General features: G+C 68.6%; 12 protein-coding genes. 7 read left to right on the top strand and 5 right to left on the bottom strand.

Going from position 1 to position 13,312, the window contains the following annotated elements; translation table 11 throughout:
* Nucleotides 1-66: 66 nt before the first annotated feature.
* Genes Aple_RS17775 through Aple_RS17755 form a run of 5 tightly spaced genes read left to right on the top strand, consistent with a single transcriptional unit; the run spans nucleotide 67 to nucleotide 4,855 of the window.
* On the top strand, nucleotides 67-840 hold the full coding sequence (locus Aple_RS17775) for an enoyl-CoA hydratase/isomerase family protein (protein WP_155345725.1): 774 nt from the start codon (nucleotides 67-69) through the stop codon (nucleotides 838-840).
* Between the two features lie 54 nt (nucleotides 841-894).
* Nucleotides 895-2,055, top strand: a complete 1,161-nt coding sequence (locus tag Aple_RS17770) for a thiolase C-terminal domain-containing protein (RefSeq protein ID WP_155345724.1) — start codon at nucleotides 895-897, stop codon at nucleotides 2,053-2,055.
* Entirely contained in the window at nucleotides 2,052-2,474 is a 423-nt protein-coding gene (locus Aple_RS17765) for a Zn-ribbon domain-containing OB-fold protein (protein WP_155345723.1), read from the top strand. Before Aple_RS17770 ends, Aple_RS17765 begins: the two co-directional genes overlap by 4 nt.
* A gap of 3 nt (nucleotides 2,475-2,477) precedes the next feature.
* Entirely contained in the window at nucleotides 2,478-3,653 is a 1,176-nt protein-coding gene (locus tag Aple_RS17760) for a CaiB/BaiF CoA transferase family protein (RefSeq protein WP_155345722.1), read from the top strand.
* Nucleotides 3,650-4,855 (top strand): CaiB/BaiF CoA transferase family protein, encoded by a 1,206-nt coding sequence (locus tag Aple_RS17755; RefSeq protein WP_155345721.1) that lies wholly within the window; start codon nucleotides 3,650-3,652, stop codon nucleotides 4,853-4,855. Before Aple_RS17760 ends, Aple_RS17755 begins: the two co-directional genes overlap by 4 nt.
* A gap of 3 nt (nucleotides 4,856-4,858) precedes the next feature.
* Here the strand turns inward: Aple_RS17755 and Aple_RS17750 are convergent, their stop codons facing one another.
* From Aple_RS17750 to Aple_RS17735, 4 genes are all read right to left on the bottom strand, one after another.
* Complete coding sequence (locus Aple_RS17750; RefSeq protein WP_155345720.1) at nucleotides 4,859-6,445, bottom strand: alkaline phosphatase D family protein; 1,587 nt, start codon at nucleotides 6,443-6,445, stop codon at nucleotides 4,859-4,861.
* A gap of 64 nt (nucleotides 6,446-6,509) precedes the next feature.
* Complete coding sequence (locus Aple_RS17745; RefSeq protein ID WP_246264553.1) at nucleotides 6,510-7,631, bottom strand: alkaline phosphatase PhoX; 1,122 nt, start codon at nucleotides 7,629-7,631, stop codon at nucleotides 6,510-6,512.
* A gap of 192 nt (nucleotides 7,632-7,823) precedes the next feature.
* A complete protein-coding gene (locus tag Aple_RS17740) occupies nucleotides 7,824-8,699 on the bottom strand; it encodes an LLM class flavin-dependent oxidoreductase (protein WP_155345718.1) in 876 nt (291 codons plus the stop codon).
* A 156-nt stretch (nucleotides 8,700-8,855) separates the two neighbouring features.
* Entirely contained in the window at nucleotides 8,856-9,593 is a 738-nt protein-coding gene (locus Aple_RS17735) for an SDR family oxidoreductase (protein WP_155345717.1), read from the bottom strand.
* A 95-nt stretch (nucleotides 9,594-9,688) separates the two neighbouring features.
* On the opposite strand from Aple_RS17735, the gene Aple_RS17730 reads away from it, so the two are divergent.
* Nucleotides 9,689-10,528: an NmrA family NAD(P)-binding protein gene (locus tag Aple_RS17730; RefSeq protein WP_155345716.1), complete on the top strand. Its 840-nt coding sequence runs from the start codon at nucleotides 9,689-9,691 to the stop codon at nucleotides 10,526-10,528.
* 133 nt (nucleotides 10,529-10,661) lie between these two features.
* Here Aple_RS17730 and Aple_RS17725 read toward each other — a convergent pair whose 3' ends face one another.
* A complete protein-coding gene (locus Aple_RS17725; RefSeq protein WP_155345715.1) occupies nucleotides 10,662-11,372 on the bottom strand; it encodes a helix-turn-helix domain-containing protein in 711 nt (236 codons plus the stop codon).
* Nucleotides 11,373-11,667: 295 nt separating this feature from the next.
* On the opposite strand from Aple_RS17725, the gene Aple_RS17720 reads away from it, so the two are divergent.
* Nucleotides 11,668-13,287, top strand: coding sequence for a restriction endonuclease (locus Aple_RS17720; RefSeq protein WP_170321531.1), 1,620 nt, complete (start codon nucleotides 11,668-11,670; stop codon nucleotides 13,285-13,287).
* The last annotated feature ends 25 nt before the right edge of the window (nucleotides 13,288-13,312 follow it).

Below are 13,312 nucleotides of genomic sequence, written 5' to 3'. Positions count from 1 at the left end.
TAGTGCAGGTTGCGTTCTATAGAATATAAACTGTATCGTCTTCCCAACGGGAGAAAGGACGTCGACGTGACGCTGCGCTACTCCGTCGCTGATCACATCGCCGAGATCGTGATCGACCGGCCGGAGGCGATGAACTCCATCGACCCGGACACGCGTGCGCTGCTCAAGAAGGCCTACGCGGACGCGTCAGCCGACGCCGAGGTGCGCGTCGTGCTGTTCACCGGCACGGGAGATCGAGCGTTCTGCACCGGCGCCGACCTCAAACGGACCATGCCGACCGGGGTCAGCGCGGCGGTGGAGGAGTTCGGGACCGGTTCCGACCACCTTCTCGCGGGCTTCCCGCACGCCAAACCGACAATCTGCGCCGTCAACGGCTACGCGCTTGGTGGCGGGCTGGAGCTCGCGCTCGCGTGCGACATCCGGATCGCGTCGTCGACGGCGTCTTTCGGCCTGCCTGAAGTCCGCATCGGCAGCATCCCCGGCAGCTCCGGCACCCAGCTGCTGCCGCGCACGATCGGCAGGGGGCCGGCGATGCAGATGATCCTCACCGGCGACCGCGTCGACACCGACTTCGCGCTCCGCGTCGGGCTGGTGAACGAGGTCGTCGAGCCCGGCGACCTGATGACCCGCGCGCGAGCCGTGGCGGCCCGGATCGCCGCCAACGCCCCCCTGGCCGTCGCCGCGGCCAAGAGCCTCGTCGCCCAGGCTCCGGACCTTCCGCTCGTCGCGGGCCTGGCGCTGGAGCGCTACGCCTTCGGCCTGCTGCGCAACACCGAGGATCGCGTCGAGGGTCGCACGGCGTTCGCCGAGAAGCGGACGCCGAACTACCAGGGCCGCTAGTCCAGTCCCCGATCTGCCTGAACACCCCAACCCCTCTAAGGAGACATCTCCAGGATGACTCGGACACTGCGCGACCGAACCGCGATCGTCGGAGTCGGCGCCACGCCACAGGGCAAGCTACCCGGCTCCACCTCGCTCAGCCTGGCGGTCGACGCTTTCAGAGCGGCCATCGACGATGCCGGCCTGACCAAGGACCAGATCGACGGGCTGCTCACGTTCCCTGGCACCACCGCGCCGGAAGGCCCGTTGAACTACCTGCGGGTGGGTGAGGCGTTAGGGATCAATCCCGCCTACACCGGCAGCATGGTCATGGGTGGCGGCACCGCGGGCTGTCTGGTCCAGATGGCGGCGATGGCCATCGAGACCGGGCTGGCGACCACCGTCGCCTGCGTCTTCGGTGACGCCGCGAAGACCGGCGGGTCGCGGTTCGACCGGGCCTCGGGCTGGGGCGACAGCTGGAGCATCTACGGCATGTACGGCGCGGCGGCGAACTCGGCGGTCGCCGCCAGCCGGCACATGGCGCTCTACGGGACGACGAGCGAGCAGCTGGGCGCCGTGGCCGTCGCATGCCGCAAGCACGCTTCCCTCAACCCGAACGCGGTCATGCGCGATCCGATCACCATCGACGACCACCAGCGATCGCGCTGGGTGGTCGAGCCGCTGCACCTACTGGACTGCTGCCTCATCTCCGACGGCGGGGTGTGTGTCATCGTCACCTCCGCGGAGCGCGCCGCTGATCTGCGCAAGCCTCCGGTGTATCTGTCCGGGATGGGCCAGGCGCACACCTGCGAGACCATCGGCCGCGAGGACTGGTGGTACGTCCCGCACCAGAAGCAGGCTCTCGACAAGGCCTACGCCATGGCCGGTGTCGGACCGGCCGACATCGACGTCGCGCAGCTCTACGACAACTTCACCATCAGCGTCATCCTCTGGCTCGAACACGCCGGCTTCTGCGCCCGGGGCGAGGGCGGCGCCTTCGTCGAGAACGGCCGGATCGAGATCGGTGGCGAGCTCCCGGTGAACACGGCCGGCGGCAACCTCTCCGAGTCGTACATGGAGGGCTGGCTGCACATCGTCGAAGGCACCCGGCAGATCCGCGGCGAGTGCGGTCCGCGCCAGGTCGACGGTGCCGAAGTCGCGCTGGTCACCGGGCGCGGCATGACGCTCAACACCTCGAACGCGATGATCCTCACCCGCAATGGAGTCACCGCATGAGTTACGGCAAACCTCTTCCGGTCATCACTGACGAGAACGAACCCTTCTGGGCCGGGCTGCGGGAGCGGCGGCTGCTCGTGCAGTCCTGCGCCGGCTGCGGCCACGTGCGCTTCCCGATCAACCGCTACTGTCCTCGCTGCCTGAGCGACGAGGCCACATGGCAGGAGCTGAGCGGTCGCGGCACCGTGTTCTCCTACATCGTCTTCCATCAGGTCTACAACCAGGCGTTCGCCGCCGACGTGCCGTACAACGTGGCGCTGATCCAGCTCGACGAGGGGCCGCGGATGTTCTCGAACGTCGTCGGTGTGGACAACGCGGCGGTCAAGGTGGGCGATCCGGTGGTGGTGGACTTCGAGGACGTCACCGACGACGTCACGCTGCCGCGCTTCCGCCCGGTGCCGGTCGCGCCCGAGGGGTGACTCGTGCAGCGTCAGGAACCCTCCGGCCCGCTCCACGGACTCACCGTCCTCGAGATCAGCGGCGAGGCGGGTCACTACTGCGGCAAGTTGTTCGCCGACCTGGGGGCCGATGTCGTCCTGGTCGAGCCTCCGGGTGGCGACCCGCTTCGGCGCCGCCCGCCGCTGTACACGGCCGATGGCGTGCCGCCGGTCAGTATTCCGTTCAGCTACCTCAACACCGGCAAGCGGGCCCTCACGCTCGACCTCGACAACGCTTCGGGGCAGGCCGAGTTCCGGCGGCTCGCCCAGTCCGCGGATCTGGTCATCAGCACCGGCGTCGGCGATCTCATGGCCGGTCGCGGCCTGTCCTACGGCGAACTCGGTGCCGCGAATTCGCGCCTGGTCATGGTGTCGATCACGCCGTTCGGGCTCACAGGACCGCTCGCGAACTGCGTCGCACCCGACCTGGTCTGTCTGGCCATGGGCGGTCTGCTGGCGCTCGGTGGCTACGCCGACGGCGCCCCGATGCGCCCGCCGGAGTCGCAGGCCTACGCCGCGGGCGCGGCCTTCGGCGCGGTGGGAGCGATGATCGCTCTGCACCATGCCCAGCGCACCGGCGAGGGTCAGCTCGTCGACGTCTCGATCCAGCAGTGCGTCACCATGGGGCTGGAGAACTCCGTGCAGTTCTACGACCTCGAGGGCACGATCAGGCGACGCACCGGCGGCGAGCAGAAGGCCGCCGGTACCGGGCTGTTCCCCACCGCCGACGGGAGCGTCTTCATCCTGGCGGCGGGGATCGGGGGGCACCGGTTCTGGGGGAACCTGCTGCGCTGGCTGCGCGACGAGGGCGTCGCCGAGGCCGACCTCCTCGACGGGCCGCAGTGGGCCGAGCGAGGATTCCTGGCCGGTGACGAAGCGAAGCAGACCTTCGCCCGGGTGTTCGGCGGCTACGTGGCCGGCCTGGCCAAGCAGACCGTCTACGAGCTCTCGCAGAAATACCGCGTGCCATGCGCGCCGGTCAACACGTTGTCCGATGTCGTACGGAGCCCTCAGCTGGACCATCGCGGCTACTTCCGGGACATCGAGCTCGCGCCGGGGCACGCTTATCCGGCCCCCGGAGCTCCGTACCGGCTGTCGCGAACGCCGGTCGGTGACGAGCTCGTGCGTCCCGGCCGGCCGGGAACGGGGGATGACGCGTGAGCGGTCCGCTGGCGGACGTTCGGGTCATCGACTTCTGCTGGGTCGGCGCGGGATCGTTCGCGACGAAGATCCTCGCCGACCACGGCGCCGACGTCATCAAGATCGAGAGCCGGGCCAAGGTCGACGGACTCCGGCTCAGTCCCCCCTTCGCGGGCGGCGAGCCGGGGATCAATCGCAGCGGATACTTCGCCGATCGCAACTCGAGCAAGCGGAGTATGGCGCTCAACCTGCGGCATGCGGCGGGGCGGGAGATCGCGGCACGGCTGTGCGCGGACGCGGACGTGATCGCCAACAACTTCACTCCCGGCGTGATGGAACGGTTCGGCCTGGGGCCCGCCCGGATCGCCGCCATCAATCCGCGGGCCGTCTATCTCTCCATGTCGACGCACGGCTCCACCGGCCCGTACCGCGACCACATCGGCTACGGCTCGACGATCGCCGCCTTGGCCGGTCTGCACGGGCTGATCGGCGAGCGGGCCGAGCCGCCGACGGGAACCGGGACCAACTACGCCGACCACATCCCGAATCCCACGCACGCCGCGTTCGCGGTCCTGGCCGCACTGCGGCACCGCGAGCTCACGGGGGAGGGGCAGTTCATCGATCTGGCCCAGGTCGAGCCCACGGTGGCGATGATCGGCGCGGCTGTGCTCGAGGCCACGGCACTCGGGATCGACCCTGTCCGCAGCGGGAACTCGCACCCCGCTCACGCGCCGCATGGCGTGTACCGCTGCGTCGGCGACGACGCCTGGGTGGCCATCGCGGTCACGAGCGACGACCAGTGGGAGAGCCTGTGCCGGGTCCTGGACCTGGACCGGGTGCCGGAGTGGAGCCGGTCGGAGGCACGCTTGGCGGCCGCGGACGCGGTGGACCGCGCGGTCTCACAGGCGGTCGCGACGATCGACACGCTCGCTGTCGTCAGCGACCTGCGTGCGGCCGGTGTGCCCGCGGCGGCGGTCGCGGACGCGGCCGCCGTGCTGGCGGACGAGCAGCTGAACGCCCGCGGCCATTGGCAATACCTGGACCATCCCGAGATGGGCCGGACGGTGTACGCGTCGCCGCCGTTCCGCCTCTCCGCGACACCGGGCGCGCTCCGCGGGCCCGCGCCGATGCTGGGGGAGCACACCGACGAGATCTGCCGGGATCTGCTGGGCCTGACCGGAGAGGAGATCCAGCGCCTCACCGCGGAACAGGTGCTCTGGTAGGCCTCAGGCTCGCACCGCGCCCGGTTTGCGGTCCTCGATCACGAAGGAGGCGAAGGTCGTCGCGGCTACGTCCGGCCGGCTGACCGTTGGCACCATCCGCAGGTCGGTACGCCATTCGTCCGCGTTCAGCCGGCAGGTGACGTAGCCGCGGCGGTCGCCGTCGAAGAACTTGATGTGCGGGTTCCACTTGATCATCGGACCGTAGTACGGCCCGTACACCTCGCCGTCGCCGTTGGTGGTGATGGAGGTGCCGACGAACTCCGTCGCCACGACCGGCGAGTCGGGGTCGTCGAAGTCGCTCTTGATGTCGTTGACGAAGGTGGAGTGCCAGTCGCCGGCGACGAGTACGGGGTTGCGCACCCTGGCCGCGGTGAAGGTGTCGGTGATGGCCTTGCGGGAGGCTGGGAAGCCGTCCCACGCGTCGTGCCAGATGATGTCGCCGGTCGGGCCGTCGTGGTCCAGGCGTGCCATCATCACGCTCGTCGCGATGACGTTCCAGCGGGCCTTGGTATCGCGCAGCCCGTCGCGCAGCCACTTCTCCTGGGTGGCGCCGAGCATGGTCCCCTTCGTCGGGTCGTTGCCGGCGTCGCATGCCGGCGCCTCGCCCCAGCCGCAGGGCGGCGCCGTACGGTACTGCCGGGTGTCGAGCACGTCGAGTTGTGCCAGGCGACCCCAGGTGCGCCGGCGATAGAGCAGCAGCGATCCGTCCTGGCGCGGCAGCGAGCGGCGGCCCACGGGCTGGTGCTCGTACCAGGCCTTGTACGCCGCCGCGCGGGACGGGCTGATCGTGCCGTCGTAGTCCCCGACGTAGTCGTTCTGGACCTCGTGGTCGTCCCAGGTGACCAGCCACGGGAAGCGGGCGTGGGCGCGCTGCAGGTCCGGGTCGGACTTGTAGAGCGCGTACTGCATCCGCCAGCGGTCGAGGTCGGTGGGTCCTTCGAGCAGCACGTCCGGCATCGGGGTCTTGCGGGCGCCGCCGTCGGCCGGGATGCCGTACTCGTAGACGTAGTCGCCGAGGTGGATCACGAGATCGAGATCCTCCTCGGCCATGTTGCGGTAGGCCGAGTAGAAGCCGTGCGTCCAGTCCTGGCAGGAGGCGAACGCGAAGCTCAGCGAGCTCAGCGGGCCGTGCTCGCGCGGCGCCGTACGGGTCCGGCCCACCTCGGAGACGTCGCCGCGGTAGCGGAACCGGTAGTAGTACTCCCGGCCCGGCTCGAGCCCGGCGACCTCGACGTGCACCGAGTGCGCCAGCTCAGGCAGGGCCGACACCGTGCCCCGCCTGACGACCCTCCGCAGGCCCGCGTCGAGCGCGATCTGCCAGTCGACCGGCACCGGACGGCTCGGCATGCCGCCGTCGGGGCTGAAGAGCTCGGGGACGAGCCGGGTCCACAGCACCACGCCGTCCGGCGTCGGATCGCCCGAGGCGACGCCGAGCGTGAACGGGTATTCGCCGCCGCGGACGCGCGGGGCGGCGAGGGCGTTGCCCTCGAGCGGCACCTGGCTGAGCGCCGCAAGTCCGGTGATGGCCCCGATTCCGCCGAGGAAACGGCGACGGTTCGGCACGGAATGCGCAGCAGAGTTCGCGATCACGGCTGTATGACATCTCCCCTCGCCGACCGCCCGGAATCTCCGGCATTGCACCGAAATGAACGGCTCAGGTCTGGGCTCGGAACGGCCCGGTCACCTCGTACGTGATGCCGCCGCTGCCGGTGGAGGAGCCGGACGTGCCGCGCTGGGAGGAGAAGTACAGCCGCGAGCCGTCAGGAGAGAAGGCGGGCCCGGTGATCTCCGACGAGGACTGGCCGAGGATCCGCAGGAACGGCGCCACGACGCCCTCCGGGGTGATGACGTTGATCTCCATGTTGCCCCCGTCCTCGGCGACGAACAGGTCGCGGCTGTTGGGCGCGCCAGTGATGTTGTCCACTCCGGTCAGGGGGGCGGCGCCGCCGGTCACCAGCGAGTCGTCGTAGGCCAGGTCGAGGGTGGAGTTGACGGCGTCGTAGGCCCAGACCCGGTTGTCGCCCTTGGTGGTGAAATAGCAGACACCGTTGTCGTACCAGCATCCCTCACCGCCGTTGAAATGCTGGGCGGCGCCGACCTGGCGGCGGGTGGCCGTCGGGAAACCATCACGATCGGGGATGTCCTGCCAGGTCACCGGCCCGGTGACCTGGCCGGCGGGGGCGCAGAGCACCTGGACCTGGCCGAAGCGGAGGTCGGCCCAGGTGTCGGGGACGAACCGGTAGAAGCACCCGTCCTCCTCGTCCTCGGTGAGGTAGACCACCTGCCGCACCGGGTCGCAGGCGGCCGCCTCGTGCTTGAAGCGTCCCATCCGGGTGCGCTCCTCGCCGGCCCGGCCGCCGCCTGGCCAGGTCTCGAAGACCCGTCCGATGGCGATCTCCTCACAGGACAGCCAGGTGCCCCAAGGGGTGGCGCCGCCCGCGCAGTTGACGTTCGTACCGGACAGGATCCGGTACGCCGACACGATGGAACCGTCCGCGGCGAAGCGCACCGCCGACGCCCCGCCGATCAGCGGGATCTCGGAGTTGGAGACATAGATCCAGCCGGCTCCGTCGGGGAAGCACGCCCCGCCGTCCGGCGCCCAGTGCCACGTGTAGCCGGCCACCCGCCGCCCCGAGCGGGCGATCACCCTGCTGGTGAACCCTGCCGCGAGCTGAATGCCGTTGGCGTCGGCGGCCAGCAGGTCGCCGTAGGGGCTCGGCCCTGGTTGGGCGACGGCGCCGAACGCCTCGCCCCACAGCGCTCCCGAGAACGCCACCCCTCCCACTCCGACGACAGCCGCACGTAAGACGCTCCGACGATCCACCGTTGCCTCCAGTTGACGATCTCAGTCATCAGCCGGAAGGTAGATCAGTCAAGCGAAGCCCCGTCACCCACCGGCGTGAACAGTCGGTGTCCTGTTGGCGGACTGTCGCAGCTCGTCCACTGGCAGACCGCGCCGGTTGCGGCCTCAAGGACTGGTCAGCGCCTCGGCGAAGAGATCCACCTGGGCCACGTCTTCGGCCCAGCAGTAGAACACGACCTCGTCGGCGCCGATGTCGCCCATGTCGGCGAGCGTGTCGCGGATCTGGCCGGAGGTGGTGAGCATGCTGTCCACCGCGCCTTCGGCGAGCCCGGCGGGCAGGTTCATGTAGTGAGGTCCGCTGTAGTAGTCATACAGCCGGTCGCGCGCCTCCTTGATCACGTAGTCCGGTCCCAGGACGGCGTTGAACTGGGCGACCAGCCGAGGGCGGCCGGCGCGGCCTTCGGCCTCCCATGCCTTCTCCGTGGCGCGGAACAACCGGTCGGGGTCGGCCGTGTGTGCCGAGCACACGAAGCCGTCGCCGAAGCGGGCGACGCGCCGGATCCCCGCCGGGCTGAAGGCACCGATGAGCACTTCCGGCCCGCCCGCGCGGGCGGGCCTGGGCCCGATCGGGCCGATCCCCTTCCCGTACGGCTCGCCGGACCACACTCGGCGCAGCACCGCCATCGTCTCGTCCATGCGCGCCCCGCGCGTGTGGACGTCCACGCCTGCCGCCTCGTAGTCATCCCGCCGCGACCCCAGCCCGACGCCCAGCGTGAACCGGCCCCCTGACATGCGGTCCAGCGTCGCGGTCTGTTCGGCCAACAGCACGGGATCGCGCAGCGGCGCGAGCAGCACCTCGGTCTGTACCCGGATCCGGGAAGTGGCCCCGGCGAGCATGGCCAGTGCCACCAGGGGCTCGGGATTGTAGTAGACGAGGCGATCCAGCAGGGCGAGGGTGCTGAACGGCCCCTCCTCCGCGCGCCGCGCCCACTCCAACAGGCTCGCGGGATGGCTGATGGGCAGGCCAAGACCGACGTTCATGTCTCCCCCCTAGCCGATCGTGTACTCCGGCTCGCCCGCGGGGTCCCCCCTCCCACCGGCGGTGCCGGTGCTTCCGTAGTAATCGTGCCCAGTCCGTCCGCAGTGATGCGGCCCAGCAGTCGCGCGTCCGGTCCCGTGACGCCTCTCGAGGTGGCCTCAGCCGCGGCCGACGAATGGCATCGTCGTCGCCGTGATGGTCAGGAGCAGCACGTTGGCGTCCAGCGGAAGATTCGCCATGAGGAGCACCGCGTCCGCGACGTGCGCCGGGTCGAACGTCGGCTCTGGCGGAGGCGCGTGGCCGGTCTGGGCCGCTCCTCGTTCCAGGTCCGCGGTCATCTCGGTGGCCGCGTTGCCGATGTCGATCTGCCCGCAGGCGATCCGGTACGGCCGGCCGTCGAGCGCGATCGACTTCGTCAGGCCGGTGACGGCGTGTTTGGCGGCGGTGTACGCCACGCTGCGGGGGCGGGGCGTGTGGGCGGAGATGGAGCCGTTGTTGATGATGCGCCCGCCCTGGGGTCGCTGCTGTTTCATCATCGCGAACGCGTGGTGGGCGCACAGGAACGCGCCGGTCAGATTCGTGTCCACGACGTGACGCCAGTCGGCCACCGAGATCTCGTCGACGGCGCCACGGGGGCCGAAGGCGCCCGCGTTGTTGAACAGCAGGTCCACCCGGCCCCAGTGCTCCCGTACTCGGTTGAAGAGCGCGGCCACCGAGTCCGGGTCGGTCACGTCCGCGGGCACGACCAGGGCGCCGGGGTGGTCTGCGGCGCTTTCGCGCAGCGGTTCCGCCCGCCGGCCGGTGAGCGCCACCCGATATCCGGCTTCCAGGAGCGCTCTGCTCACCACCCTGCCGATCCCGGAACCCGCGCCGGTCACCACCGCGACACCTGTCATCGTCTCCCCTTACCCAAGGCGGTTTGTCTGGACCCGCGTCGGCCGACCGTCTCCAGAGACTTGTACTCGGGTCGCTATCGACTACCTTCGGGCGCATGACCCCCTACACGGTCACCGTGTTCGGTGCGACCGGCAAGACCGGCCGCCATGTCACCCGGCAGGCAGCCACTATGGGATGGCGGGTGAGAACGGCCGGGAGAAGCCCTTCCGGACACGGCGAATGGGTTCGCTTCGAGTGGGACGACGAAGACACCTGGACGCTCGCGTCCTCCGGCAGTGACGCCGCTTATTTCGTGATTCCCTACAGTCATCCCGGCGCGCCGGAGAAAGCTCCGCGACTGCTGGAGACCATCGCGGCAGCGGGAGTCGACACGATCGTCCTGCTTTCCACCCTCGATGCCGAGAACGCCCCCGACACCGACCCGTCACGGGCGGCGGAACTGGCCCTGGAGAGCCTTCCCGTCACCTCGGCGATCCTGCGCCCCACCTGGTTCATGGACAACTTCACCGCCGGGTCCTTCGCCGCGATGACCGACGCGGGCGAGATCAGACTCCCGGCCGGCGACGGGCGTATCCCCTTCGTGGACGCACGGGACGTCGCCGCGGTCGCCGTGGCGGCCCTGCGGCGCGGCGGCCCGTCGGGCGTGCTTCCCATCACCGGGCCCGAACAGCTTTCGCATCACGATGTCGCCCGCGCCCTCACTCAGGGCCTGGGCAGACCGGTCCGCTACACCCCCGTCGAGCCGGCAGAGTTCATCGACCTGATGATCTCGAAGGGTTTCTCCCGGGATTACGGCCTCTTCCTGGCCGAGGCGCTGTCCGACGTGGCCAGCGGACGGCTCCGCATCCCCGTCACTGACACGGTTGCCCGGACGACCGGGCGCGCCCCTTACACCATCGAGGAATTCGCCCGCACGCGGTCAACGATGGGGTGACCGAACCCCCGGCGGCGCTTGCTGATCGGCTCAAAAGGACATCTCGTCGTAGTACATGGCTACCTCCCGAAGTCGACCTCGACGGTAACCCGAATGGAGACGCCGGCGCGATTGGATTTCGCCGCCGGCCGCGTCACGCGATGTAATCGAACTCTGGCATCGCGAGGATGTAGTCGTAGTTGCCGTCCCCCACCGTACGCTGCAGGGTCTTGATGACCTGCCGCGGCTTGTCGTACGGACCGGACAGATAGAACGGCTTACCCTCCTGGCCGAAGGTGATGGCCGCCGGGCCTGTCCACTCCCCCAGATGACCGGCAGCAGCGGCGAAGTCTTCGTGTGGCTCGAACCCCAGGCTCCGCGCGTAGTCAACGGCACCGAGAACGAGATGCTGAGCAAGGTCGAGCGGCACCTCTTGATATCCCGACGGGTACGCCGAGAAATAGCGCTCCCGGAATTCCCGCATGCTCATTTCGTCTTCCACCTCGGGCGGGCGGGCGTTCTTGACGCCCAGACAGTACACGTCGACCAGGTAGCCAACGACAGTCAGCTTGTCCCAGCCCTGCTTGCGAGCGACCAGCACGCTGGCCTTCCCCGCCGTCCGCTCCTCTTCGGGCGCCTCATCGACCCAGCCCCGGGCTGGATCCACTGTGAGCCCCACACTCCATCCGGCGTTGACCCAGCAACCGACAAGTTCGGGCTCGCCCACCAGTCGCTCGGCTGCGACGGCGCGGATCAGCGGCGTAACCGCGGAGGGAGAGATGCCGAGGGCTCGCGCGATCTGCTTGGGCGACTTGCCCTGCCCGCGTAACTCGCGAACCTGATTGAGGAGAGCGGGGGTATCCATAGGCAAGAGATCCTACGACTTCCAGCCCCATTCGATGCTGCGCAACGGTGATGAGGCTCAACCAAAAGGATCTTCTCCATGCATACGAGCAATACGAGCCCGCTGACCAGCGATTCGGGTCCTCGCGCAGCGCAACTGGGAAGAGAGATGGCATCGCCTTCGAACCCGCGAGGCATCGTGACGGACACTCTCTGTTGACTTAATCTTGACTGGACGTCATATGAGGCTCCGGCCATCGGGGGGCGTACAGGGGAATGCCGGATCTGCCTCGCCTAGACGAACGGAGGCCGATCAGGTGGCGGGTAGCCGGAGCGATTGGGAGCGGTACCAGGCGGCGCAGCGAAGAGAAGCTGAGAGACGCGCGCGCGAGGCGGCCAAACTCGCCAAGGAACAGCAGCGCGTGCTCCAGCAGCAGCATCTCGAACAGCAGCAAGCCACAACCGATAACAGGACCGCCGAGGTCGTGAAGCGAATCGAGGAACTGGATGGGGTCCTGGCCGTAGCTCTCGGCGTGTACCCTCTCGCCTTCGAACAGATGAGGGTTATCCCGCCGCTTCAGCCATTCAGCCCCGGACGCCTCGGCGTTCCAGAGTTAGCCCCCGATTGGGCGTCGTTCGCTCCGTCGCCGCCCACCGGTTTCAGCAAGCTCCTGGGCGGCAAGGCACGGTACGAACGCGACAGTGTGCTAGCCCGGGACAGCTTCGACGCCGCGATGGCGGCCTATCGGCAACGAGAGGCACAGCGCGTTTCCAGGCTCAGCGATGCCCAGGTCGCCCATGATCGTCGCATGGGCGACCTCCGTGACCGGGCGGCGGCAGAGAACGCGCAACTCGACAAACTTCGCGCTGATTTCGTCGCCGGCCAGCCCGAGGCCGTGGAGTGGTTCATCGGCAAGGTACTGGAGAGATCGACGTATCCACACGGGTGCCCCCGCCTCTACCAGGTGGCCTATCGACCCGAAAATCACGATCTCGTCGTCGAGTTCGAGCTTCCTGGACAGGATGTGATCCCCCAGATGCGGGGATACAAGTACGTCAAACAGCGCGACGCCATCGATCCGGTCCCCCGGCCGCAGACGGAAATCCGTCAGAGGTACGCCAAGCTCCTCGCCTGCGTGACCTTGCGGACGTTGCATGAGATCTTTACGGCCACGCCAGCGCAGATCGTCGAAGCGATCGTCTTCAACGGACGGCACAGCACCATCGACCGGGCGACTGGTAAGAACGTCCGCCCCCACCTGCTGAGCGTGCAGGCCGAGCGGCCCTCATTCGAGGAACTCGTTCTGTCTGCGGTCGACCCCATCGCGTGCCTGAAGCGGTTGAACGCCCTTGTCTCGCCCAACCCGTACGACTTGGAAGCGATCGAGCCGTTCATTACATTCGATCTCAACCGCTTCCGGTTCTCCGAAGACATGGATGTCGTTGCCGGTCTGGACTCCCGCCGCAATCTGCTCAAACTGTCTCCTACCGAGTTCGAGCATCTCGTACGGGAACTCTTCGTCGCGATGGGCGCGGAAGCCTGGACTACCATCCCCTCGAAGGACGGCGGCGTGGATGCCGTGGCGACCAGCAAGAACCTCTTTTTCGGCGGCGTCTGCCTCATCCAGGCCAAGCGGTGGGCGGGGCTCGTTGGATTGGATGCCGTGCACGCTCTGACCGGCGTCATGGCCGACCACAACGCCACAACCGGCGTGCTCGTGACGACGTCGTGGTTCGGCCGTGCCAGCGAGAATTTTGCTCAGCGCAACAGGATCACCCTGATCAACGGCGCCGAGCTCAAACACCTCATCAAGCAGCATCTGAATATCGACGTGATACCTGGTACACACCACCGCGAAACGCGCGGGCATCGGACAACACACAGACCGGACGCCCAGGTCCGTCAGTCTGACCCCAGGTGGACGCCAGCGCGTTAGCCGAAGCGATGGGCCCGGTCGGCGT

The organism is Acrocarpospora pleiomorpha (assembly GCF_009687885.1).
Classification (GTDB): domain Bacteria; phylum Actinomycetota; class Actinomycetes; order Streptosporangiales; family Streptosporangiaceae; genus Acrocarpospora; species Acrocarpospora pleiomorpha.
This window is presented reverse-complemented; position numbering and strand designations above follow the sequence as displayed.